Raw genomic sequence first — 22,412 nt, 5'->3', positions numbered from 1 at the left:
TGTCGCGCGGCTGTCAGACTCGGGGCCGTGGCCACCTCCCCGACCGCCTGGGCGCTGCTCGGCACCGCCATCGTCAGCGAGGTGACGGCGTCGCTCTCGCTCAAGGGCGCGCTCGACCGGCCGGCGCTCTACGGGGTCGTCGCCGTGGGCTACCTCGCCTCGTTCACCCTGCTGGCCCTCGTGCTGCGCCGCGGCATGCCGCTCGGGGTCGCCTACGGCGTCTGGGGCGCCCTCGGCGTCGCCCTCACCGCCGTCGCGTCGTCGCTCGTCTTCGACGAGGCCCTCACCGGGCTCATGGGCCTGGGCATCGTGCTCATCATCGCCGGCGTGCTGACGGTCGAGCTCGGCTCGCAGCGGGCCGCCCGCGAGCGGGCCCGGGCGACGGGAGGGCCGAGCTGATGGCCTGGCTCTACCTCGCGGGCGCGATCCTCACGGAGGTGACGGCGACGCTCTGCCTGCGCTCGGCCGCCCGTGGTCGACGGTCGCTCTACGCGGTCGTCGTGGCCGGGTACCTCGCTGCTTTCGCCTTCCTCAGCCTCACCCTGGCGGCCGGGCTGCCGCTCGGCGTCGCCTACGGCGTCTGGGCCGCCGTGGGCGTCGCCCTGACGGCCGTCGCGTCGCGGGTGCTCTTCGAGGAGCCCCTGACGCCCGTCATGGCGGCCGGCATCGCCCTCATCGCCGGGGGCGTGCTGCTCGTCGAGCTCGGGTCCGCCTGACGCTGGCCGGGCGGCGGCGCCGACAGCGCCGACACCATGCAGTGGGCCATCGCCTAGGGTCGGGAGCGTGGCTGAACCCAACTGGATCGAGCTGGCCGGCGTCGTCAACATGCGTGACCTCGGAGGGTTGACCACCGAGCGGGGCGAGGTCGTGCAGGCCCGGCGCCTGCTGCGGTCGGACAACCTGCAGGACCTGCCCGCCGACTCGGTGCGCACCCTCGTCGCGCGCTACGGATTGACCGACGTCGTCGACCTGCGCACCGACGTCGAGGTGGTGCGCGAGGGCGAGGGCCCGCTGCGGGCGCTGCCCGAGGTGCGCCACCACCACCTCACCCTCTACCGCGAGGACACCGACGAGAGCGGCATCCCCGCCGCCGAGCGCTCGCTGCCGTGGGAGCGCGGTGACGCCGAGGCGGCCGCGACCCGGCGCGCCGCCGAGGCCGCGTCGCCCTCGTCGCCGGCCGCGACCCCGCCGTCGCACGACGAGTTCTGGTCGCAGCACTACCTGTCCTACCTCGACCAGCGACCCGACTCGATCGTCGCCGCGCTGCGCGCCGTCGCCGACGGGGAGGGCGCGGTGGTCGTGCACTGCGCCGCGGGCAAGGACCGCACGGGCACCGTCGTCGGCGTCGCCCTCAAGGCGGTCGGCGTGCCCGACGAGGAGATCGAGGCCGACTACGCCGCCTCGGCGGAGCGCGTGCCCCGCATCCTCGACCGCCTCCGCCAGCGGCCGGCCTACGCCGCCAACCTGCGCGACAAGTCGGTGGCCCAGCAGTCGCCGACGACCGACACGATGCGACTGCTGCTCGACGCCCTCGAGAACCGTCTGGGCGGGGTGCACGCCTGGCTGGCGGGCCACGGCTTCGACGCCGACGACGTCGAGCGGCTGCGGCGCAAGCTGCTCGCCCCCGACGCCCACAGTGACGACCGGGCCGCCGCTGACGGACCGGGGGATGCCGGTCAGCCGGAGTAGGTGCCGAAGCTGAACGAGTTCCCCTCGGGGTCGACGACCGAGAACTCGCTCGAACCGTAGTCGCTCGTGGCCAGCGGGCGGACCACGCGCGCGCCCAGACGCTGCGCCCGCTCGTGCACCGCCTCGACGTCGTCGGTGACGACGTACACCGTCGCCGCTCCGGGCGCCGACACGAACGTGCCGTCGGCGCGGGCCCGGCTCGAGACCATGACCCGGCCGCCCTCGGGCCACACCATCTCGCTGTGCACCACCTCGCCGTGCTCCCCCTCGACGAGGATGCCGTCGCGGAAACCCAGAGCGCGAAGCCAGTCGCGCGCCGCGAGCGGGTCCTCGTAGCTGAGGCCCACCCACACGTTGTGGTCGGTCGTCGATGGTCCCGGCGTGATCGTCTCGTCCATGGGCCCACCCTGCCGCCTCACGGGCTCCCCGTCTTGGACGAATGCGCACTCCGTACGTCGGCGTCGGCGAGCGGCGACCTCAGGTGCCGATGAGGGCGTCGTCGGCCCGCCAACGGCTCGGGGAGGTGCCGGCCAGGTCGCGCCAGTCGCGATCCATGTGGGCGTGGTCGGACCAGCCGCAGTCGAGGGCGACCCGGGTCAGCGGCAGCCGGGCCGCCGAGACGAGCGGCACCGACCGCTCGAAGCGACGGACCCGCGCGGCGGCCTTGGGACCGAGGCCGTAGGCCGCCCCGAAGCGCTGCTGCAGGTGGCGCACCGACCACCCCACCGACCGGGCCACGTCACGCACCGGCACCCGCCCGTCCGACCGCTCCACGACCCGCCACGCCTCCTGCACCTCGGGGGCGACCCGGCCGGCCGCAGGTCGGTCGCCCACCCGCGAGCGGGCCGCGGTGAGCAGCCCGAGGACGAGCGCGAACCTCGTCGTCCAGCAGTCGGTCTCGTGCATCCGCTCCCGCAGGGTCGACACCGCGCCGGCCCCGACCAGCTCGTCGAGCACGTCGCCGAGCTCGAAGGACTCGTGAGCCAGCGCCGCCGCGGGCACCCCGAACAGGGCCGGGGCGGCGTCGGGGTGCAGGGCCAGCTGCACGCCGTGCTGCACCCCGTCGTGGTGGATGTGCTCCGGGGCGACGGCCAGTCCTGCGACCACAGCCTCGACGTCACGGCGCCGGCCGGACCGTCCGCTCGACAGGGTCAGCGGCGCGTCCAACGGCACGACCAGCGTCAGGGTGCTCGACGGCATCCCCACGTGGACGCCCGGCTCGAAACCGCTCAGACGGTAGCCGACCACGCGCGTGACGAACGGCGCCAGCGCGCCGGACGCCACCGTCTCGTGGTGCTCCGACTGCGCGGCCATACGGGCCACGCTACGCCGGAGCCGTCGCGTCGGGCCAGGTCGGGTCAGGTCAGGTGGAGCCGGTGGTCGGCTACTTCTTGCCCTTGTCGCCGTCGCTGCTGAGGGCGGCGACGAACGCCTCCTGGGGGACCTCGACGCGGCCGACCATCTTCATCCGCTTCTTGCCCTCCTTCTGCTTCTCGAGCAGCTTGCGCTTGCGGCTGATGTCGCCGCCGTAGCACTTGGCGAGGACGTCCTTGCGGATGGCGCGGATGTTCTCGCGGGCGATGATGCGTGCGCCGATGGCGGCCTGGATCGGCACCTCGAACTGCTGGCGCGGGATGAGGTCCTTGAGCTTGCCCGCCATCATGACGCCGTAGGCGTAGGCCTTGTCCTTGTGCACGATCGCGCTGAAGGCGTCGACGCTCTCGCCCTGCAGCAGGATCTGCACCTTGACGAGGTCGGCCACCTGCTCGCCGTCGGGCTCGTAGTCGAGCGAGGCGTAGCCGCGGGTGCGCGACTTGAGCTGGTCGAAGAAGTCGAAGACGATCTCGGCCAGCGGCAGGGTGTACCGCATCTCGACGCGGTCCTCGCTGAGGTAGTCCATGCCGCGCAGCACGCCGCGCTTCTGCTGGCACAGCTCCATGATCGCGCCGACGAACTCGCTCGGGGCCAGCACCGTGGCCCGCACGACCGGCTCGGTCACCTCGCGGATCTTGCCCTCGGGGAACTCGCTCGGGTTCGTGACGTGGATGTCCTTGCCGTCGTCCATCGTCACGTCGTAGACGACGTTGGGCTGCGTCGAGATGAGGTCGAGGCCGAACTCGCGCTCGAGGCGCTCGCGCACGATCTCGAGGTGCAGCAGGCCGAGGAAGCCGACGCGGAAGCCGAAGCCGAGCGCCGCCGACGTCTCCGGCTCGTAGACGAGCGCAGCGTCGTTGAGCTTGAGCTTGTCGAGCGCCTCGCGCAGGTCGGGGTAGTCGCTGCCGTCGATGGGGTAGAGCCCCGAGAAGACCATCGGCTTGGGGTCGCGGTAGCCACCGAGGTCGTCGGTCGCCGGCTTGCTCGCGTTCGTCACCGTGTCACCGACGCGCGACTGCCGCACGTCCTTCACCCCGGTGATGAGGTAGCCGACCTCGCCGACGCCGAGGCCCTTGCCGGGCACCGGCTCGGGGCTGATGACGCCGATCTCGAGCAGCTCGTGGGTCGCCCGCGTCGACATCATGACGATCTTCTCGCGGGGGTTGAGGTTGCCGTCGACGACGCGCACGTAGGTGACGACGCCGCGGTAGGTGTCGTAGACCGAGTCGAAGATCATCGCGCGGGCGGGCGCGTCGGCGTCACCGGTCGGCGCGGGCAGCTGACGCACGATCTCGTTGAGCAGCGGCTCGACGCCCTCACCGGTCTTGCCGGACACGCGCAGGCAGGCCTCGGGCTCGACGCCGATGAGCTTGGCCAGCTCCTCCGCGTACTTCTCGGGCTGGGCGGCCGGCAGGTCGATCTTGTTGAGCACCGGGATGACGGTGAGGTCGTTCTCCATCGCGAGGTACAGGTTCGCGAGGGTCTGCGCCTCGATGCCCTGCGCCGCATCGACGAGCAGCACGGCCCCCTCGCAGGCGGCGAGCGAGCGGCTCACCTCGTACGTGAAGTCGACGTGCCCGGGGGTGTCGATCATGTTGAGGGCGTACGTGACGCCCTCGCTCTCCCACGGCATCCGAACGGCCTGGCTCTTGATCGTGATGCCGCGCTCACGCTCGATGTCCATGCGGTCGAGGTACTGGGCGCGCATCGCGCGGGCGTCGACGACGCCCGTCAGCTGCAGCATCCGGTCGGCGAGGGTCGACTTGCCGTGGTCGATGTGCGCGATGATGCAGAAGTTGCGGATCAGGTCCGGCGGCGTTGCGTTGGGTGCCAACGCGGAGCGGGCCATGGGCGACACGGTGCGGCGAACCTCGGGGGGTGCGAGAACGGGCGGACGTCACAGTGTCCCACGTCCGGGCCGGATGCCGGTCACCGCGGCCCCGGCGCCCGCACCGTGGCCGTGCCGTGACCGCGGGGTGGCCGCATCTCGGCCTTGCGGTCGCCGTGGGTGGCCGCATCTCGGCCTTGCGGTCGCCGTGGGTGGCCGCATCTCGGCCTTGCGGTCGCCGTGGGTGGCCGCGGCGGGCGTGACGGCGACGGGTGTGCCGCACAATGTGCGCATGAAGCCGCCACCCATGCAGCCGCTGCCGGCGCCGCCCGGCAGCCAGGTGCCGATGCGTAAGGCCGTGCGCCACCCGAGGGAGATCCTCACGCTCGTCGTCGCCGTCGTCGGCTCGTTCCTGCTGCTGCTGCTCGCGATCGCGGAGGTGGTCACCGCCGCGGACGAGGACCGGACGCCCGACGTCTACGCCCTCGCGCTGCTCTTCGCGCCGGTGCTGCTGTGGTTCGGCCGCGGGCAGCTGTGGGCGCAGCAGCGCACCAACGGCATCAAGCTGACGCCGAGCCAGTTCCCCGAGGCCCACGCCATGCTCGTCGACGCGGCGGCGCGCTCGGGCCTGCCCTACGTCCCCGACGCCTGGGTGGTCGGCGGCAACGGGCTCATCAACGCGGCCGCGTCCGGTCACGGCTTCCGCCGCTTCGTCATCGTCTACAGCGACCTGCTCGAGGTCGGCGGCGCCGCCCGCGACCCCGACGCCCTGCGCTTCGTCATCGCCCACGAGGTCGGTCACATCGCCGCCGGGCACACGAGCTACTGGCGGATGCTCGGCACCTTCGCCTCGCAGTGGGTCCCGCTGCTCGGCTCGACCCTCAGCCGGGCGCAGGAGTACACGGCGGACAACTACGGGCACGCGCTCGTGCCGCAGGGCGCGCGCGGGGCCATGGCGACGCTCGCCGGCGGCAAGTACCTCGGCCGCTCGGTCGACGCCGACGCGATGGCCGACCGCGCCGTCACCGAGCCCGGCTTCTTCGTCTGGACCGTCAACGCCGCCGCGTCGCACCCGGTGCTGACCTGGCGCATGCACGCGCTGCGCGACCGGCGCACGCCCGGGCGGCTGCTCTGGCGTCCGCGGGCACCGTGGCTCTGGACGCAGGCGGTCGACCCGGCCTCCTACTCGCTGCCGGCCCGGGTCGGCTTCGAGCCCACTCCCCCGCCGCGACTGCTGGGCGCCGCGCCGTCATCGTCGTACGGCACGGTGCCAGCCGGTGCGCCCGGGGTGGGCCGGCCGTTCGCCCCGGTCGACGCCACCCGACCCGACCCCACCGCGCCGTCGGACGCCCCGTACGGGCCGCCGCAGGGCTCCGGCCCGGCCTGACGGGCCGGGCCTCCAGGCCCGGCCTGGTCACCTCCGTGGGGGCCCGGACCGAACGAACCGTTCGAGGTCGAACCCCGTGCCGCTCGTCGAACGCGCCGGTGTGCCGGCGTGTTCGAACACGAACGGCGTGTTCGGCACCGAACGGTTCGTTCGGGCAGATGCGTGAGGGGCACGGGCGGCGCGTTCGGCACCGAACGGTTCGTTCGAGCAGGATGCCGGGGGCCGGAGTGGGTGGGACCGCGCCTCAGACGGGGGTGACCTCGCGCACCGCGGTGGGTGCCGGCGTGTCCGACCCGGCCGCGTCGGCATCCAGGCGGCTCGCCGGGACCCCGCGGCGGCGGTCGCGACGCTCGAGACCGGCCGACAGGGCCGCGATGCCGACGCCGAGCACGGCGAGGCCGGCACCGACGAGGCTCGGGGCGCCGTAGCCGTAGCCCGCCGTGAGCACGAGCGATCCGAGCCAGGCGCCGAGGGCGTTGGCGATGTTGAGCGTCGAGTGGTTGAGGGTCGCCGCGAGCGACTGACCGTCGCGGGCGACGTCCATGAGGCGCGTCTGCAGCAGCGGCACGACGATCGAGGGCACGAGGCCGAGCAGGAAGACGAAGGCCACGGCGGCCCAGACCACGTGGGCGGCAGTGCCGAAGAGGCCGAGCAGCACCGCGACGGCGACCATCGAGACGAGGATGCCGCGCATGACACCGAAACGGGCGGCGACCCGGCCGGCGAGCACCATGCCGGTGACCATGCCGATGCCGTAGGCCATGAGCACCCACGGGACGGCCGACTCGGCGAGGCCGGTCAGCTCGGTCATCGTGGGCGTGATGTAGCTGTACATGGCGAACATGCCGCCGAAGCCGACGGTGCCGATGAGCAGCGCGAGCCACACCTGCCCGCGACGCAGCGCGCTCAGCTCGGTGCGCATCGAGGCGGCCTGCTCCGGCGCCTGGCGCGGCAGCAGCAGCCCGACGGCGACGACCGTGACGAGACCGACGACGCCGACAGCGACGTACGGCAGGTGCCACGAGAAACGTTGTCCCAGCAGGGTGGCCAGCGGCACCCCGAGCACGTTGGCGACCCCGAGCCCACCGAGGATCGTCGCGATGGCCGCGGTGCGGCGCTCCCGCGAGACGAGCGAGGCGGCGACGAGCGCGCCGATGCCGAAGTAGGCGCCGTGCGGCAGCCCCGACACGAAACGCACCGCGAGCAGCGACGGGTAGGTGTCGACGAAGGTGGTCGCGAGGTGGCTGACGGCGAAGACGGCCATGAGCGCCATGAGCAGCGCCTTGCGCGGCACGCGGGCCGCGAGGACGGCGATGAGCGGCGCCCCGACGACGACGCCGAGGGCGTAGGCCGACACGTAGTGGCCGGCTGTCGGGATGTCGACGCCGGTGCCGTCGGCGATCTGGGGCAGCAGGCCCATCGTCACGAACTCCGTCGTGCCGATGGCGAAGCCGCCGAGGGCGATGGCTACGATGGCGAGCGCGGTGCGGCGCTGGGTGGTGCTCACGGGTGAGGCGTCCTTCGGTCGGGATGGGAAGGATCTCCGTCGACCCGCGATGACCCCGATGGTAACGGGCCGGGCACTACGGTCATTCCCATGGCCAGCACCCTGCAGCGACTCGTCCGGCTCGTGCGCGACCTCACCGCACCGGCGTCCGGTCGGGGCGGCAGTGGGTCGACGCCCGCACGAACGACGCCGAACAGCACCACGCCGGATGCCGGAGCGCCGCACCGCGCGTACCCGGGCGACGCCGACCGGCTGCCCGACACGACGTACGCCCCGAAGCCGGACGGGCGGCCCGATCCGGGCGAGATCGTCTGGACCTGGGTGCCGTACGAGGAGGACCACCGCCAGGGCAAGGACCGCCCCGTGCTCGTGGTCGGCCGCGACGGTGCGTGGCTCGTCGCGCTCGCCCTGACGAGCAAGGACCACGACCGCGACGAGGCGCAGGAGCGGCGGGCCGGGCGTGAGTGGGTCGACATCGGCTCGGGTCCGTGGGACCGGCGCGGTCGGGCCAGCGAGGTGCGGGTCAACCGGCTCATCCGCGTCGACCCCGCAGCGGTGCGCCGTGAGGGCGCCGTGCTGCCCCGAGACCGCTACGACGCCGTCGTCGCCGGCGCCCGGGCCGCGCTCGGCTGACGTGACGGGCGGGCCTGTCGGCCACGACCCGTCCGGGTGGGTTCGGGACGCGGGCGGACCCGGTGACGACCCGCTGACCACACGGTGGGCACACGGGCGACGACACGGACGGGTACGACGAAGGCCCGTCACCGGAGGGTGACGGGCCTGTCGGCGGCACGCCGTCAGGCGTGCGGTACCAGTGGTGCCGGGGTCAGAGCGACGCGGCCTTGCGGGCCATCGACGACTTCTTGTTGGCGGCCTGGTTGGCGTGGATGACGCCCTTGCTCACGGCCTTGTCAAGCTTCTTCGACGCGTTCTTGAGGGCCTCGGCGGCCGCGTCCTTGTCGCCCGACTCCGCGGCGACGCGGAACTTGCGGATCCAGGTGCGGAGCTCGCTCTTGTAGGCCTTGTTGCGCTCGGTGCGCGCAGCGTTGGTCTTGATGCGCTTGAGCTGCGACTTGATGTTTGCCACGTGTGGTTTCTTTCGCTGGGTCGGATGGTTGCCGTTAGAGGGCGGCAGAGCGCGTTCGGGACCGGGCGTGGGGACACCCTGCGTGAACGGCTCCGGGTCATGCTGCATGCGCGCACGACCTGAGCGCGCACGCGACGGTCAAAGTTACCAGCGCGGGGGCGCCCGCTCCAAACCGGCCTGACCCCGCGGGGATCGCGCGGCGGTGGCCAGGTGCCGTCAGCGCAGGGCGCGGGCCCGGGAGACGGTGAGGATCGCGCGTTCGACGGCGTAGACCGGGTCGCGGCCGCCCCCCTTGACCTCGAAGTCGGCGGCGGCGACGGCCTGCACGGCAACCGCGAGGCCCTCGCCGGTCCAGTGACCGACGACGCGCCGCGCCTTGTCGACCTGCCACGGTGCCATGCCGAGGCTGCGTGCGAGCTGGGCCGAGCTGCCGCGGCCGGCGGAGCCGACCTTGACGAGCTGGCGCAGCTGCGAGGCGAGCACGGCGACGATGGGGACGGGGTCCACGCCCGTCGCGATGGCGTGGCGGAGCAGCCGCAGCGCCTCGCCCTGCTGCCCGGCGACGGCGGCGTCGGCGACCCGGAAGCCGGTCGCCTCGACCTTGCCGCCGTGGTACGTGTCGACCACCGCGTCGTCGACGGTGCCCTCGGTGTCGGCCACGAGCTGGGCGCATGCCGCCGCCAGCTCGCGCAGGTCGCGGCCGACCGCCTCGACGAGGGCCCGGACCCCCTCGCTCGTGATGGTGCGCCGGGCCGAGGCGAACTCGCGCTGGACGAACTCGCCCTTGTCGCGGTCGCTCTTGACCGCCGGGCAGTCGACCACCTCGGCGCCGGCCTTCCTAGCCGCGTCGAGCACACGCTTGCCCCGGGGGCCGCCTCGGTGGACGAGGACGAGCGAGACCTCCGGCGCGGGGTCCTTGACGAGGGCGACGACGTCGTCCTGCAGGTCGTCGGCGGCGTCCTGGAGGTCTCGGACGACGATGCAGGTGCGACCGCCGAAGAGCGAGGGGCTGGCGTGCACCGCGACCGCGCCCGGCTCGTACGTGGCGGCGTCGAGGGCCACCACGTCGGCATCCGCCGCCCTGGCCGAGGCGACGACGGCGGCCACGGCCCGATCGACGAGGACCTCCTCGGGGCCGGTGACGAGCACCAGCGGGGGGACGGCGACCGGCGGCATGCGCCCATGCTGCCACGCACCGGCGACAGCGCTGCGCGTCACTCGAAGAGGGCGCCGCTGGCGAGGGTGAGGCCCAGCTGCTCGAGCCGGGCGGCGATGGTCTGCTCGGGCAGCTCGAAGTGCTCGACGAGCTCGTCGAGCTGCATGCCGGCCTCGGCGGCGTCGCGCAGCTCGTCGTCCTGCTCGTCGGTCCACGCGTGTCCGGACGTGACGCCGGTGCGGCTCGACTCCGCCACGGGCGGGGGCGGGGCGACCGGGCGGGGGTGCTCGGCCCCGTCGCCACCGGCGGCCGGCGCGGCCGTCGCGCCGGTGAGGCTGCGCAGGGCGGGCTCGGCGACGGGAAGCGGCGGGGGCGCCGTCTCGTCGAGGCGTCTCAGGGCCGACAGGACCCGGTCGCGGTCGGTCGTCGGCCAGAACGGCGGGAGCGAGCGCTGGAGGAACTCGGCGTAGCGCGCCGTCATCATGCGCGAGTCGAGGAAGGCGACGACCCCGCGGTCGTCACCGCGGCGCACGAGACGGCCGGCGCCCTGTGCGAGCCGCAGCGCCGCGTGCGTCGCCGACACGGCCATGAAGCCGTTGCCACCCATGCGCCCGATGGCCTGCGAGCGCGCCGAGGCCAGCGGGTCGTCGGGCCGCGGGAAGGGGATGCGGTCGATGATGACGAGCTGGCACGAGCTGCCGGGGACGTCGACGCCCTGCCACAGGGTCAGGGTGCCGAAGAGGCAGGTGCGCGGCTCGCGGGCGAACTGGCGCACGAGCGTGCTGATCTGGTCCTCACCCTGGCACAGGACGGGGAAGTCGTCGCCGAGCCGCGCCCGCATGACCTCGGCGGCGTTCTGCGCGGCACGCGTCGAGGAGAACAGCCCGAGGGTGCGCCCGCCCGCGGCCCGCACGAGCTGCTCGATCTCGTCGAGCACGGCCTCGCTCGTCCCGTCGCGCCCGGGCGGCGGCAGGTGGGTCGCGACGTACGCGATGGCCTGGCGCGGGTAGTCGAACGGGCTGCCGACGTCGAGCCCCTGCCAGGCCGGGGCGCCTTGCCCGCGCAGCCCGATCGTGCCGGCCACCGCGTCGAAGGTGCCACCCAGCTCGAGGGTGGCGGAGGTGAGCACGACGGTGCGGTCGTCGAAGACCTTGTCGCGCACGAGCATGGCCACGCTCATCGGGGCGACGCGCAGCACCGGCCCGCGGCGCGGGTCGCGGCTGCACCAGACGACGTCGAGCTCGCGCTCCTCGAGGATGCGCTCGGCGTTCTCGTGCACCTCGTCGACGGCGGCGCGGGCCACCTGGCGGGCGCCGTCGACGTCCTGCCCCGGCGGCGGCTTGAGGTCGCTCTGCACGGCGCGCGCGGTGTCGCGCACACGGGCGAGGGCCAGCCCAACGGCATCCGGCACGCCGAGCAGACGCCCCTCCTCGACGTTCTCGAGGGAGGCTGCGAGCAGCTCGCCCGCCTCGTCGAGCTGGGCCGTGCTCTCGCTGAGCCGACCGGCGCGCTTGGCCGCGGCCGCGACCATGCCGCCGCTCAGCTCGTCGGTGACGGTGGCCGTGACGCGGTCGACGAGCTCGTGCGCCTCGTCGACGACCAGGACGTCGTGCTCGGGCAGCATCTGGCGCCCCTCGAAGGCGTCGATGGCCATGAACGAGTGGTTGGTGACGATGACGTCGACGTCCTTGGCCGCCTCGCGGGCCCGCTCGACGAAGCACTCCGTGACGAGGGGGCACTTGCTGCCGAGGCACTCGTGGGCCGACACCGACACCTGCCGCCACGCCCGCTCGGAGACGCCCGGCACGAGCTCGTCACGGTCGCCGGAGTCGGTCTGGTCTGCCCACTCGCGCAGCCGGACGACCTCCTGGCCGAGCCGGCCTGCGGAGGCGTCGACCTGCCCCACGCCGAACAGGCCCTCCTCGTCGTCGGGGAAGCCGCCCTCGAGCTTGTTGAGGCACACGTAGTTGCGGCGGCCCTTGACGAGCGCGTAGGTCGGGCGCCGCCCCAGCAGCGGGGTCAGGGCGTCGGCGACCCGCGGCATGTCGCGGTCGACGATCTGCGCCTGCAGCGCCAGCGTCGCGGTCGCCACGACGGCCGGCTTGCCGACCTCGACGGCGTGGGCGACGGCCGGGACGAGGTAGGCGAGCGACTTGCCGGTGCCCGTCCCCGCCTGGACGAGCAGGTGCTCGCCCTCGTCGACCGCCCGGGCGACGGCCCGGGCCATGTCGACCTGCCCCGGGCGCTCGGCTCCCCCGACGCTCGTCACGGCCGCGTGCAGGAGGTCGTCGAGCGAGGGGGTGGCGGCCATCCGGCAAGGGTATGCCGCACGGCGCCCCGCCCTCGACCGACATCCCCAGGCCGACGCCCGGGCCGGTGTACCAGCCGCCGTCAGAAGCCGCCGTCAGAAGCCGCCGTCGGGCAGGAGCGGCCGGCCGTCGACCCGGCGGGCCATGGCGACGTCGTCGCGGTAGTCGTCGCCGCCCATCCGCAGCCCCTCGGCGATGCGGCCGACCTCGGTCCACCCGTTGGCCTCGTAGAAGCGCCCGAGACCGAGGCCGCCCCGGTAGTCGAGCCGCAGCAGGCGCACGTGCGGCAGCTCGCGACGGGCGACGCCGGTCATGGCCGCCAGCGTCAGCCGACCGAGGTTGCGGCCCTGGCGCTCCGGGTCGACCATGAGCCGCACGAGCCAGGCCACGTGCTCCTGGCGCCGCGAGCCCGGGGCGAGCCAGAACCCGAGCGCGAGCAGCCCGGAGTCGGGGGCGCGCAACGTGACGAGCAGGGCCCGTCCGGCCCGCACCGCCTCGAGGTGGGTGTCGAGAGCGACGGCCACGTCGCCCCGAGGCGTCCCCGGGACGAAGCCCACCGCACCGCCCGCCTCGTTGACGCGCATCCACAGGTCGAGCACCTCGTCCCGGTCCACGCCCCCGACCTCCGTCGCGCCCGCCACAATGAGCTCCGGCGCCTCGAACGCGACCATGGGCTTCCCGTCCGCGTGGGGGCGCACGCCCACCTCGAGGAGCCCGGCCGAGCGGCACGTCGCGAGGGACGCGTGGTTGCCCTCGTCGACGAGGGCGCCGACGGGCTCCTCACGCCACTCGAGGGCCCACGTGAGCAGGGCCCGGGCCAGCTCACGGCCCAGCCCCTGCCCGAGCCGTGCGTGCACGAGGCGGTGGTAGAGGTTGAGCAGCACCGGCCGACCGTCGGGCCGCTGACGACGCAGCCCCGCCCAGCCCACGAGCTCGCCCGTCGCGGTGTCGATCACCGCGGCGTAGCCGACGCCGTGGTCACGCCAGGCGTCGAGGTCCTCCTCCAACCGCTCGCGGCACCGTTCCGCGTCGGGCCGGGATGCCGGGGCGTGGGCGTACGTGCGCGGGTCTCCGTGCACCCGCCGGTAGCCCTCGAGGTCGTCCATGACGGGCCGGCGCAGGGTCAGCCGCGGCGTCGTCAGCCACACACCGCCGGGCTCGGGCAGCGGGTGGAGGACGGCTGGGGCGGGCTCCGGGGTCGAGGGGGTCACGAACCGGCATCCTGCCCGACGCCGCCGACACCGCTTCAGGGCCACCTCAGGACGGCACCGGGCCCCGCGCCGCCCTACAGTGGGCGCATGGCCCTGCGTGCGCTCCGGATCGCCACGACCGTGCTCTTCGCCCTCGCCCTCGGGCAGGCGGGCTTCGGCTCGGGCCTGGCCGCCTCGCTCATCACGAGGCCCAAGAGCGAGGCCTGGAGACGGCGCACCTCGTCAACGCGTACCTCGTCGTCACGGCGGTCGTCGTGTGCCTCGTCGCGTCGCTGCTGCTGCGCCGCGACGAGGGGACGAGCTGGCCGCTGTGGTTCGCCGTCGCCCTGCTCGTGGTCGTCGTGCTGCAGATCGTCCTCGGCAAGCAGCGTGTCGTCGGGGCGCACCTCTACCTCGGCGTGCTCTACCTCTGCGCCGTCACGACGTACTGCTCGTACGCGTGGCGCCACCGGCCGGCATCCGACCGCGTGACGACCGGCCGCTGACCGCTCCGCGGTGACACGGTGGTGACGCGCTGACGGGGTGGGGCCGCAGGCACCCACCCCGCCAGCGCGTCACCGGTCGCGTCCGGGCTCAGACGGCGAAGGCCGAAAGCTCGTGCTCGAGGGCCGGGCCGACCTTCGCGTGGGCGAAGGTGCCCTCCTCACGGTGCTCGGTCGAGAGCACCTCGGCCTCGGCGTGCAGCCGGCTCACGAGGTCGCCGCGGTCGTAGGGGATGACCGCCTTGACCTCGATCTCGGGCTTGGGCAGCTCGTGGGCGACGACCTCGAGCAGGGCCTCGATGCCCTCGCCGGTGCGGGCCGACACGGTGACGCAGTGCCGCTCGTGGCGGCGCAGCCGGTCGAGCACCTCCGGGTCGGCGATGTCGGCCTTGTTGACGACGACGACCTCCTTGATCTGGTCGCCGCCGACGTCGGCCAGCACCGCGCGCACCGCGCTGATCTGGCCCTCGGGGTCGGGGTGCGAGCCGTCGACGACGTGCAGCAGCAGGTCGGCGCCGGACACCTCCTCGAGGGTGGAGCGGAAGGCCTCGACGAGCTGCGTCGGCAGGGCGCGGACGAACCCGACGGTGTCGGCCAGTGTGTAGACGCGGCCGTCGGCGGTCTCGGCCCGGCGCACGGTCGGGTCGAGCGTCGCGAAGAGCTGGTTCTCGACGAGCACACCGGCGCCCGTGAGGCGGTTGAGCAGCGAGCTCTTGCCGGCGTTGGTGTAGCCGGCGATGGCGACGCTCGGCACGCCGTGGTGCGCCCGGCTCGACCGCTTCGTGTCGCGGTTGTTCTTCATGTCCTTGATGTCGCGCTTGAGCTTGGCGACGCGGGTGTTGATGCGACGGCGGTCGAGCTCGATCTTCGTCTCACCGGGTCCGCGCGAGCCCATCCCCTGGCCGCCGGCCGCCTGGCCACCGGCCTGCCGCGACATCGACTCGCCCCAGCCGCGCAGACGCGGGAGCAGGTACTGCAGCTGGGCCAGCTCGACCTGCGCCTTGCCCTCCCGGCTCTTGGCGTGCTGGGCGAAGATGTCGAGGATGAGGGCGGTGCGGTCGATGACCTTGACCTTGACGACGTCCTCGAGGGCACGGCGCTGGCTCGGGGCGAGCTCGTCGTCGCAGATGACGGTGTCGGCGCCCTCGGCGACGACGATGTCACGCAGCTCGATGGCCTTGCCCTTGCCGAAGTAGGTCGCGGCGTCCGGCCGCTGCCGGCGCTGCATGACGCCCTCGAGCACCGTCGAGCCCGCCGTCTCGGCGAGGGCGGCGAGCTCACGGAGGGAGTTCTCGGCATCCTCTGCCGTGCCCTCGCTCCAGACGCTGGCGAGCACGACGCGCTCGAGACGCAGCCGCCGGTACTCGACCTCGGTGACGTCCTCGAGCTCGGTCGACAGGCCGTTGACGCGCCGCAGCGCCGCGCGCTCGTCACGTTCGAGCTGGTCGCCGTCGTAGAGCGGGCGGTCGAACTCGTCGGATGCCGGGTCGCTCGCCGAGAGCGCGGCCGCGCGGGACTCGAGCAGGTCGCGACGGGACCGGCGACCGGTGACGTGGGCGGTGTCGGGCGTGACGCCGTCCGGTATCTCGTCGGTCATGCCGGTCGGATCGTCGGTGATCCCGGTGAGCTCGTCGGTGAGCTGGTCGGTCGGCTGGTGGGTCGCTGGCACGGTGTTCTTCGTTCGCATGTTCTCCCTAGGGTCGCATCCGTAGAACGCCACGGGCCACTCGTTTGTGCCCGTTCGGCCTCTCCTGCCCCTGCTCGCTACGGTGACCGTGATGAGCGAGCCGACCGACCACTACTTCAGCGCCGAGCCCGCCGCACCCGACGAGCGGCGCCCGGTGACGGTCCGCCTCGCCGGGCGCGACCACGTGCTGACCACCGCCCGGGGTGTCTACTCCCCCGACCGCCTCGACCCCGGCACGGCCGTGCTGCTCGACCGCGCCCCCGACCCCAGCCCCACCGGTGACCTGCTCGACCTCGGCTGCGGGTGGGGGCCGATCGCGCTCACCCTCGCACTGCGCTCCCCCGCCGCGCGGGTGTGGGGGGTCGACGTCAACCGCCGCGCGCTCGACCTGGCCCGCGCCAACGCCGTGGCGGTCGGGGTCGACACCGTGCGCTTCGTCGAGCCCGACGACGTGCCGGGCGACATCCGCTTCGCCACCCTGTGGAGCAACCCGCCCATCCACGTCGGCAAGGCGGCGCTGCACGCGCTGCTCGAGCGGTGGCTGCCCCGCCTCGCCGACGACGGCGTGGCCCACCTCGTCGTGCAGAAGCACCTCGGCAGCGACTCGCTGCAGCGCTGGCTGAACGAGCACGACCTCGGGCTGGCCTGCACCCGGATCGCGTCGGCCAAGGCCTTCCGCGTGCTCGAGGTGCGTCGGCGCTAGAGCTCGATCTCGCCGTCGGCGACGAGCTCGGCCGGCCCCGCGAGCTCGACCCGCTGGCCGCCCAGGGGGGTGACGGTGAGGCGGCCCCCGGGCACGTCGACGGTCCACGGGGTGAAGTCCTCGACCCCAGACCAGAAGCGGGTGGCGAGCGCGGCGGCCGCGGCCCCCGTGCCGCACGAGCGGGTCTCGCCGACGCCCCGCTCGTGCACGCGGAGGGCGATGTGGCCCGGACCCACGGCACGCACGAACTCGACGTTGGCACCGCCCGCCGGGGTGGGGTGGATCTCGGGCGCCTCCGTGAGGTCGAGCTGCTCGAGGGTGATGCCCTCCGGCAGCATGACGACGGCGTGCGGGTTGCCGAGGTCGAGCGACAGCGCGGGGACCGGCTTGCCGAAGCGGGCCCGCACCATGACGTCGAAGCCGTCGCGGCGGGCGCCGACCTCGTCGACGAGCCGCCACGGGCCGAGGTCGACGGCGAAGCCCTCGTCGGTGACTCGCACGACCTTGGCGCCGGCGCGGGTCGCGATGGCGAACTCACGGTCGGCGACGAGTCCCTCGCGCTGGAGGTAGGCGGCGAAGACGCGGGTGCCGTTGCCGCACATCTCGGCCAGCGAGCCGTCGGCGTTGCGGTAGTCCATGAACCACTCGGCGCCGGGCGCGAGGCTGCGCACGGCGTCGTCGGTGGCGAACTCGGTGCGCACGACCCGGATCACGCCGTCGCCACCGATGCCGGCGTGCCGGTCGGTGAGGCGTTGCACCTGGGCGGGGGTCAGCTCGAGGGTCCCCTCCGGGTCGGGCACGAGGACGAAGTCGTTCTCGGTGCCGTGGCCCTTGGTGAAGCGCGTCATGTCAGCCATTCTCCGGTACGGCCCCGTCGGCCCGGGCACCCGCCTCGCGAACCGCCGCGAGAGCGCGCTCCGACAGGCCCGGGTCGAGCGCGTCGAGCCACACGATGCGCGGGTCGGCGCGGAACCACGACTCCTGCCGGCGGGCGTAGCGCCGGGTCGCCTGGGCCGTCTCGGCCTGCGCCTGCGCCTCGTCGAGGCGACCGGCGAGCTGGTCGACCGCCTGCCGGTAGCCGATGGCCCGGCTCGCGGTGACCCCGCGTTCGAGACCGGCCGCGAGCAGCCGCTCGACCTCCTCGAGCAGGCCGCCGCGCCACATCTCGCCGACGCGGCGCCCGATGCGCTCGTCGAGGGTCGGCCGGTCGACCCGCAGGCCGAGGATGACGGACGGTCGGCGCACCTCGCGGTCGGGCATCGCCGCGCTGAAAGGGCGTCCGGTCAGCTCGATGACCTCGAGCGCGCGCACCACGCGGCGCACGTTGGCGGGGTCGATGCGGGCCGCGGATGCCGGGTCGCCGGCTCCCAGCCGCCGGTGCAGGGCCGCCGGCCCGTGCTCCTGCGCCTCGAGCTCGAGGCGCGCCCGCACGGCCGGGTCGGTCGGCGGGATGTCGAGCCGGTCGAGGGCCGCCCGCACGTAGAGCCCCGACCCGCCCACGAGCAGCGGCATGTGCCCCCGCGCGGCGACGGCGTCGAGGTCGGCCCTCGCCGCGACCTGGTAGGCGGCGACGGTCGCCTCCTGCACGACGTCGAGAACGTCGAGCTGGTGGTGCGGGATGCCGCGGCGCTGGTCCGGGGGCAGCTTCGCCGTCCCGACGTCCATGCCGCGGTAGAGCTGCATCGCGTCGGCGTTGACGACCTCGCCGCCGAGGCGCTCGGCGAGGTCGAGGGCGAGCCCCGACTTGCCGGTCGCGGTCGCGCCGACGACGGCGACGACCGGGACGACGTCGGTCACCCGATGAGCTCGTCGGCGTGGCTGCCGGACCGCGCCCCGCCTGCCCTGGCGTCGTCGCCGGCGTCGGCGTGGTCACCGGCCGACGCGTCGTCGTCCTCGTCGTGACCGAAGGGGTCCTCGTCGACCCCCGGCAGCCACGAGTGGCCGGGCCGCCCCCAGCCGTTGCGCTTGACGGCCTTGCGCGCCTTCTTTCCCTGGCGCTCGTCGAGCCGGTCGACGTAGAGCGTGCCGTTGAGGTGGTCGTACTCGTGCTGCATGCACCGGGCGAACCAGCCCGTGGCGTCGAACTCGACCCGGCCGCCGTCGACGTCGAGACCGACGACGTGGGCACGCTCGGCCCGCTTGAGGGCGAACGACTCGCCGGGCACCGAGAGGCACCCCTCGGTCTCCTCGCGCGGGTCGGGACGCTCCTGCGGGATCTTCGAGGTCGTCACGGTCGGGTTGATGACGTGGCCCTCCTCCGGCACTCCGTCGTCGTTGGCCATCTTCCAGACGAAGACGCGCAGCCCGACCCCGATCTGGGGGGCCGCGAGACCGACGCCGTTCGCGGCGACGTTGGTCTCGTGCATGTCCGCGACGAGGGTGCGCAGGGCGTCGTCGAGCTCCGTCACGAGGGCCGCGGAGCGGTGCAGGACGGGTTCACCGGTGATGACGATGGGGCGCACGGTCATGCGCCAAGTCAAGCATGACCGCCCCGTGCGGCCCGAACCCGTCTGGGCTCAGCCCACCGAGCACGCGGAGGCGGCGGCCGCCGCGGCCGGCGACGGTCGACCCAGCGACGGCATGCCGAGGCTGACGGCCGGCTTGCGCGAGCCGGTGGGCTGCTCCTGCAGCGCCGCCCACGCGTCCCCACCCGCGGTGCGCCGCACGGAGTACGCCCCACCCTCGAGCCCGCTGTCGGCCACGAGGTGGTGCGGGGCCCCGTACGTGACTGCCACGGTCACGGCATCCCCGGGTCGCGGCACGGGCGCGCCGTCGGGCACGGCGAAGTGCACGAGGCGGTTGTCCTGCGCGCGGCCCGACAGGCGGCGGGTCTCGGTGTCCTTGCGGCCCTCGCCCGGCGAGACGAGCACCTCGACCTCTCGCCCCTCGAGGCGACGGTTCTCGACCCAGCTCATCTCGTCCTGCAGGGCGACGAGGCGCTCGAAGCGTTCCTGCACGACCGCCTTCGGCACCTGGTCCTCCATCGTCGCCGCGGGCGTGCCGGGGCGGATGGAGTACTGGAAGGTGAAGGCGCTCGAGAAGCGCGCGGCGCGGACGACGTCGAGGGTGCCCTGGAAGTCCTCCTCCGTCTCCCCCGGGAAGCCGACGATGATGTCGGTCGTGATCGCGGCGTCGGGGATGCGGTCGCGCACGGCGTCGATGATGCGCAGGAACTTCGCGCTGCGGTAGGAGCGGCGCATCGTCTTGAGCACCGCGTCGGAGCCCGACTGCAGCGGCATGTGCAGGCTCGGCATGACGTTCGGCGTCTCGGCCATCGCCGCGATGACGTCGTCGGTGAAGGCGGCGGGGTGCGGGCTGGTGAACCGGACCCGCTCGAGGCCCTCGATCTCGCCGCAGGCCCGCAGCAGCTTGCCGAAGGCCAGCCGGTCGCCGAACTCGACGCCGTAGGTGTTGACGTTCTGCCCGAGCAGGGTCACCTCGACGACGCCCTGCGCGACGAGCGCCTCGATCTCGGCGAGGATCTCCCCGGGGCGGCGGTCCTGCTCCTTGCCGCGCAGGCTCGGGACGATGCAGAAGGTGCACGTGTTGTTGCACCCGACCGAGATCGACACCCAGCCGCTGTAGGCGGAGTCGCGTCGCGTCGGCAGGGTCGAGGGGAAGACCTCGAGGCTCTCGAGGATCTCCACCTCGGCGCGCCGGTTGTGGGCGGCGCGGTCGAGCAGGGCAGGCAGCGACCCGATGTTGTGCGTGCCGAAGACGACGTCGACCCACGGTGCCCGTTCGACGATGGTGCCGCGGTCCTTCTGGGCCATACAGCCACCGACGGCGATCTGCATGTCGGGGTTGGCCAGCTTGGCCGGGCGCAGCTGACCGAGGTTGCCGTACAGCTTGTTGTCCGCGTTCTCGCGCACCGCGCACGTGTTGAAGACGACGACGTCCGCGACCGCCGGGCGCTCGGATGCCGGGAGGCTGGCGAGGTCGACGTAGCCCGCGGTCTCGAGCAGGCCCGAGAGCCGCTCGCTGTCGTGGACGTTCATCTGGCACCCGTGGGTGCGCACGTCGTAGGTGCGGGCGGACCCGGTGGACGGTCCGGCGGAGGTCACGGTCTGTGCAGTCATGGCACCGACCAGCGTACGGCGTCGGCCGCGCTCCCCCGACCCGGCGAGCCGCTGGTCGCGCACCCGCGTCTCGTCCGCCCACCCGGTCGACGCGGCGGCGGGAATGGTGGACGCGGCTCTCGTGTTGAGAGTTCAACTTGACAGAACTGGTCAAGTGGGGCATCGTTCCAATTGAAGGTTCAACCAACAACGCGGAGGTCATCATGGGTCTGTTCAGCAAGCGCGAGTCGGAGACGACGGAGAACATCGCCGAGAGCTCGGTCGCGGTGTCCGACATCAGCGGCGACTACGTCCTCGACCCCAGCCACACCACCATCGGCTTCACCGCCCGCCACGCGATGGTCACCAAGGTCCGCGGCCACTTCTCGCAGTTCGAGGGGACCGCCCACGTCGACACGACCAACCCGGCGAACAGCTCGGTCAAGGTCGTCATCGAGGCCGCGAGCGTCACGACCGGCAACGAGCAGCGCGACGGCCACCTTCGCACGCCCGACTTCTTCGACATCGAGAACTACCCGCAGCTCACCTTCGTCTCCACCGACGTCGAGCGCGACGGCTCCGAGTGGAACATCACCGGCGACCTCACCATCAACGGCGTCACCAAGTCCGTCACCGTCCCCTTCGAGGAGACCGGCTCGGCCAAGGACCCCTTCGGCAACCAGCGCGTCGGGTTCGAGGGCGCCCTCACCATCGACCGCACCGAGTGGAACCTCAAGTTCAACGCGGCCCTGGAAACCGGCGGCGTCCTCGTGAGCGAGAAGGTCAAGCTCGAGTTCGACATCTCCGCCATCGCGCAGGAGTCCCCGGCCGCCCCGTCGGTCGACGTCTGAGCCACCCACCGCGTCCGCCGAGGACGCCCGCGCGTGCACCACGACTGACGAGCGACTGACGAGCGCCAGACACGTGTGACACGTGACTGACACCGGTCGCGCCACCGCACGCAGCGACACACACGCCGAGGGGCGGGGACCGGAAGGTCCCCGCCCCTCGGCGTGTCCCCATCCGTCCCGGGACCCGAACCGTCAGGTCCGTCAGTCGCGCTGGTGCTCAGGGGGCTCGTCGACGGCGCGACGCACGACGGCCCAGGCGACGTCACCCGAGTAGCCCTTGCGGGCGAGCATCCCCGCGAGCCGGCGGGCCTGCACCTCCGGCGCCAGACCGTGCAGCGAGCGCAGCCGTCGCGCGACGAGCTCCTCCGCCCGGGTCCGCTCGTCGTCGGTGTCCACCTGTTCGAGGGCCTCGTCGGCGAGGTCGCGGTCGACGCCCTTCTCGCGCAGCTCGTGCGCGATGGCCCGGCGGGCCAGGCCCTTGCCGGCGTGACGTGAGCGGACGAGCATCTCGGCGTACGCGCCGTCGTCGACGAGGCCGACCTCGGTGAGCCGGTCGAGCACCCGGGCCGCCACGTCGTCGTCGCAGCCGCGCTGGCTCAGCTTCTTCTCGAGCTGGGCCCGGCTGCGCGGGGCCATGCTCAGCTGCCGCAACGCGATGCTGCGGGCGACCGACTCCGGGTCGGCGTCGTCCGGGCCGGCCTGAGGGTCGTCCGGTGGTGCCGACCGCTCCCCGCGGCCCCGACGGCGACGCCGCCCGTCCGGGCCGGTCTCGACTCCGCCGGACGTGTCCGGCGTGTCCGAGGCGTCGGCCACGCCGTCCAGCCCGGAGCTCGCCTCGTCGGCGGCACCCGCCCCCCCGGACCGACCGGCGCGTCCACCCTGGCCCCGACGACCCGACCCGCCGGGTCGGCTCGTGCTGCCGGTCCGGCCGGCACCGGCGGACCCGCTCGACCAGCCGGACCCGCCGGAGGCGCCGTCACCCGATCGGGACCGGGTCGCGGCCACCCCCTCGGCCTCGGCGAGGGCGGCGGCCGCCCGGGCCAACCGCTCCTCGACCGAACCCGACGCGGTTCCGGACAGCGA

The 22,412-nt window shown here is 73.6% G+C and carries 22 protein-coding genes; 8 read left to right on the top strand and 14 right to left on the bottom strand.

Features of this window, described 5'->3' with window-relative positions:
• Positions 1-27 precede the first annotated feature (27 nt).
• The 3 genes from DFJ68_RS05410 to DFJ68_RS05400 all read left to right on the top strand — a co-directional run bounded on the left by DFJ68_RS05410 (position 28) and on the right by DFJ68_RS05400 (position 1,689).
• Complete coding sequence (locus DFJ68_RS05410) at positions 28-399, top strand: DMT family transporter (protein WP_121031654.1); 372 nt, start codon at positions 28-30, stop codon at positions 397-399.
• Positions 399-716 (top strand): DMT family transporter, encoded by a 318-nt coding sequence (locus tag DFJ68_RS05405; RefSeq protein ID WP_121031652.1) that lies wholly within the window; start codon positions 399-401, stop codon positions 714-716. The genes DFJ68_RS05410 and DFJ68_RS05405 overlap by 1 nt, the downstream gene beginning before the upstream one ends.
• Positions 717-783: 67 nt before the next feature.
• Positions 784-1,689: a tyrosine-protein phosphatase gene (locus tag DFJ68_RS05400; protein WP_121031649.1), complete on the top strand. Its 906-nt coding sequence runs from the start codon at positions 784-786 to the stop codon at positions 1,687-1,689.
• On the opposite strand, the gene DFJ68_RS05395 is transcribed toward DFJ68_RS05400, so the two are convergent.
• The 3 genes from DFJ68_RS05395 to lepA form a co-directional block, all read right to left on the bottom strand.
• A complete protein-coding gene (locus tag DFJ68_RS05395; protein WP_121031647.1) occupies positions 1,677-2,087 on the bottom strand; it encodes a VOC family protein in 411 nt (136 codons plus the stop codon). The two genes, DFJ68_RS05400 and DFJ68_RS05395, sit on opposite strands and share 13 nt — an antisense overlap.
• 79 nt (positions 2,088-2,166) lie before the next feature.
• Positions 2,167-3,003: a helix-turn-helix domain-containing protein gene (locus tag DFJ68_RS05390; protein WP_121031645.1), complete on the bottom strand. Its 837-nt coding sequence runs from the start codon at positions 3,001-3,003 to the stop codon at positions 2,167-2,169.
• Positions 3,004-3,073: 70 nt separating this feature from the next.
• Positions 3,074-4,912 (bottom strand): translation elongation factor 4, encoded by a 1,839-nt coding sequence (gene lepA, locus DFJ68_RS05385; RefSeq protein WP_121031643.1) that lies wholly within the window; start codon positions 4,910-4,912, stop codon positions 3,074-3,076.
• A 271-nt stretch (positions 4,913-5,183) separates the two neighbouring features.
• Here lepA and DFJ68_RS05380 point away from each other — a divergent pair, with 271 nt between their 5' ends.
• Complete coding sequence (locus DFJ68_RS05380) at positions 5,184-6,278, top strand: M48 family metallopeptidase (protein ID WP_211333274.1); 1,095 nt, start codon at positions 5,184-5,186, stop codon at positions 6,276-6,278.
• A 244-nt stretch (positions 6,279-6,522) separates the two neighbouring features.
• On the opposite strand, the gene DFJ68_RS05375 is transcribed toward DFJ68_RS05380, so the two are convergent.
• Positions 6,523-7,785, bottom strand: coding sequence for an MFS transporter (locus DFJ68_RS05375; RefSeq protein ID WP_121031641.1), 1,263 nt, complete (start codon positions 7,783-7,785; stop codon positions 6,523-6,525).
• A 90-nt stretch (positions 7,786-7,875) separates the two neighbouring features.
• Here DFJ68_RS05375 and DFJ68_RS05370 point away from each other — a divergent pair, with 90 nt between their 5' ends.
• Positions 7,876-8,418, top strand: a complete 543-nt coding sequence (locus DFJ68_RS05370) for a type II toxin-antitoxin system PemK/MazF family toxin (protein ID WP_121031639.1) — start codon at positions 7,876-7,878, stop codon at positions 8,416-8,418.
• A gap of 193 nt (positions 8,419-8,611) precedes the next feature.
• Here DFJ68_RS05370 and rpsT read toward each other — a convergent pair whose 3' ends face one another.
• From rpsT to DFJ68_RS05350, 4 genes are all read right to left on the bottom strand, one after another.
• Complete coding sequence (gene rpsT, locus DFJ68_RS05365; protein WP_121031637.1) at positions 8,612-8,872, bottom strand: 30S ribosomal protein S20; 261 nt, start codon at positions 8,870-8,872, stop codon at positions 8,612-8,614.
• A gap of 216 nt (positions 8,873-9,088) precedes the next feature.
• Positions 9,089-10,048 carry a DNA polymerase III subunit delta gene (gene holA, locus DFJ68_RS05360; RefSeq protein ID WP_121031635.1) on the bottom strand — a complete coding sequence of 320 codons (960 nt, stop codon included), beginning with the start codon at positions 10,046-10,048 and terminating at the stop codon, positions 9,089-9,091.
• A gap of 38 nt (positions 10,049-10,086) precedes the next feature.
• On the bottom strand, positions 10,087-12,339 hold the full coding sequence (locus tag DFJ68_RS05355) for an ATP-dependent DNA helicase (protein ID WP_121031633.1): 2,253 nt from the start codon (positions 12,337-12,339) through the stop codon (positions 10,087-10,089).
• A gap of 93 nt (positions 12,340-12,432) precedes the next feature.
• Positions 12,433-13,548 carry a GNAT family N-acetyltransferase gene (locus DFJ68_RS05350; protein ID WP_245963480.1) on the bottom strand — a complete coding sequence of 372 codons (1,116 nt, stop codon included), beginning with the start codon at positions 13,546-13,548 and terminating at the stop codon, positions 12,433-12,435.
• A gap of 254 nt (positions 13,549-13,802) precedes the next feature.
• On the opposite strand from DFJ68_RS05350, the gene DFJ68_RS05345 reads away from it, so the two are divergent.
• Entirely contained in the window at positions 13,803-14,033 is a 231-nt protein-coding gene (locus tag DFJ68_RS05345) for a hypothetical protein (RefSeq protein ID WP_121031631.1), read from the top strand.
• A gap of 88 nt (positions 14,034-14,121) precedes the next feature.
• Here the strand turns inward: DFJ68_RS05345 and hflX are convergent, their stop codons facing one another.
• A complete protein-coding gene (gene hflX / locus DFJ68_RS05340; RefSeq protein WP_420823651.1) occupies positions 14,122-15,717 on the bottom strand; it encodes a GTPase HflX in 1,596 nt (531 codons plus the stop codon).
• 91 nt (positions 15,718-15,808) lie between these two features.
• On the opposite strand from hflX, the gene DFJ68_RS05335 reads away from it, so the two are divergent.
• Complete coding sequence (locus DFJ68_RS05335) at positions 15,809-16,420, top strand: class I SAM-dependent methyltransferase (RefSeq protein ID WP_121031629.1); 612 nt, start codon at positions 15,809-15,811, stop codon at positions 16,418-16,420.
• Here the strand turns inward: DFJ68_RS05335 and dapF are convergent.
• From dapF to miaB, 4 genes are read right to left on the bottom strand one after another with little or no spacing between them, the layout of a single operon-like run.
• Entirely contained in the window at positions 16,417-17,268 is an 852-nt protein-coding gene (gene dapF / locus DFJ68_RS05330; protein WP_121031627.1) for a diaminopimelate epimerase, read from the bottom strand. The genes DFJ68_RS05335 and dapF overlap by 4 nt on opposite strands.
• A gap of 1 nt (position 17,269) precedes the next feature.
• Positions 17,270-18,217 (bottom strand): tRNA (adenosine(37)-N6)-dimethylallyltransferase MiaA, encoded by a 948-nt coding sequence (miaA, locus tag DFJ68_RS05325; RefSeq protein ID WP_121031625.1) that lies wholly within the window; start codon positions 18,215-18,217, stop codon positions 17,270-17,272.
• A complete protein-coding gene (gene def / locus DFJ68_RS05320; protein WP_121031623.1) occupies positions 18,214-18,888 on the bottom strand; it encodes a peptide deformylase in 675 nt (224 codons plus the stop codon). Before def ends, miaA begins: the two co-directional genes overlap by 4 nt.
• 48 nt (positions 18,889-18,936) lie before the next feature.
• Positions 18,937-20,499, bottom strand: a complete 1,563-nt coding sequence (gene miaB / locus DFJ68_RS05315) for a tRNA (N6-isopentenyl adenosine(37)-C2)-methylthiotransferase MiaB (protein WP_121035111.1) — start codon at positions 20,497-20,499, stop codon at positions 18,937-18,939.
• A gap of 203 nt (positions 20,500-20,702) precedes the next feature.
• Between miaB and DFJ68_RS05310 the strand changes: the two genes are divergently transcribed.
• A complete protein-coding gene (locus tag DFJ68_RS05310) occupies positions 20,703-21,329 on the top strand; it encodes a YceI family protein (protein ID WP_121031620.1) in 627 nt (208 codons plus the stop codon).
• A 201-nt stretch (positions 21,330-21,530) separates the two neighbouring features.
• On the opposite strand, the gene DFJ68_RS18440 is transcribed toward DFJ68_RS05310, so the two are convergent.
• Positions 21,531-22,142: a regulatory protein RecX gene (locus DFJ68_RS18440; RefSeq protein WP_245963479.1), complete on the bottom strand. Its 612-nt coding sequence runs from the start codon at positions 22,140-22,142 to the stop codon at positions 21,531-21,533.
• Between the last annotated feature and the right edge of the window lie 270 nt (positions 22,143-22,412).

The organism is Terracoccus luteus (genome assembly GCF_003635045.1).
Taxonomy (GTDB): domain Bacteria; phylum Actinomycetota; class Actinomycetes; order Actinomycetales; family Dermatophilaceae; genus Terracoccus; species Terracoccus luteus.
The sequence above is the reverse complement of the archived record's forward strand: the minus strand, read 5'-3'. Positions and strand labels throughout refer to the sequence as shown.

What these genes read in the sequence shown, in the direction of transcription:
- lepA (WP_121031643.1), bottom strand. Translation starts at nt 4,912, where the DNA reads ATGGCCCGCTCCGCGTTGGCACCCAACGCAACGCCGCCGGACCTGATC.
- holA (WP_121031635.1), bottom strand. Translation starts at nt 10,048, where the DNA reads ATGCCGCCGGTCGCCGTCCCCCCGCTGGTGCTCGTCACCGGCCCCGAG.
- DFJ68_RS05370 (WP_121031639.1), top strand. Translation starts at nt 7,876, where the DNA reads ATGGCCAGCACCCTGCAGCGACTCGTCCGGCTCGTGCGCGACCTCACC.
- DFJ68_RS05395 (WP_121031647.1), bottom strand. Translation starts at nt 2,087, where the DNA reads ATGGACGAGACGATCACGCCGGGACCATCGACGACCGACCACAACGTG.
- DFJ68_RS05390 (WP_121031645.1), bottom strand. Translation starts at nt 3,003, where the DNA reads ATGGCCGCGCAGTCGGAGCACCACGAGACGGTGGCGTCCGGCGCGCTG.
- DFJ68_RS05380 (WP_211333274.1), top strand. Translation starts at nt 5,184, where the DNA reads ATGAAGCCGCCACCCATGCAGCCGCTGCCGGCGCCGCCCGGCAGCCAG.
- dapF (WP_121031627.1), bottom strand. Translation starts at nt 17,268, where the DNA reads ATGACGCGCTTCACCAAGGGCCACGGCACCGAGAACGACTTCGTCCTC.
- DFJ68_RS05310 (WP_121031620.1), top strand. Translation starts at nt 20,703, where the DNA reads ATGGGTCTGTTCAGCAAGCGCGAGTCGGAGACGACGGAGAACATCGCC.
- DFJ68_RS05405 (WP_121031652.1), top strand. Translation starts at nt 399, where the DNA reads ATGGCCTGGCTCTACCTCGCGGGCGCGATCCTCACGGAGGTGACGGCG.
- miaB (WP_121035111.1), bottom strand. Translation starts at nt 20,499, where the DNA reads ATGACTGCACAGACCGTGACCTCCGCCGGACCGTCCACCGGGTCCGCC.
- DFJ68_RS05335 (WP_121031629.1), top strand. Translation starts at nt 15,809, where the DNA reads ATGAGCGAGCCGACCGACCACTACTTCAGCGCCGAGCCCGCCGCACCC.
- def (WP_121031623.1), bottom strand. Translation starts at nt 18,888, where the DNA reads ATGACCGTGCGCCCCATCGTCATCACCGGTGAACCCGTCCTGCACCGC.
- DFJ68_RS05355 (WP_121031633.1), bottom strand. Translation starts at nt 12,339, where the DNA reads ATGGCCGCCACCCCCTCGCTCGACGACCTCCTGCACGCGGCCGTGACG.
- hflX (WP_420823651.1), bottom strand. Translation starts at nt 15,717, where the DNA reads ATGCGAACGAAGAACACCGTGCCAGCGACCCACCAGCCGACCGACCAG.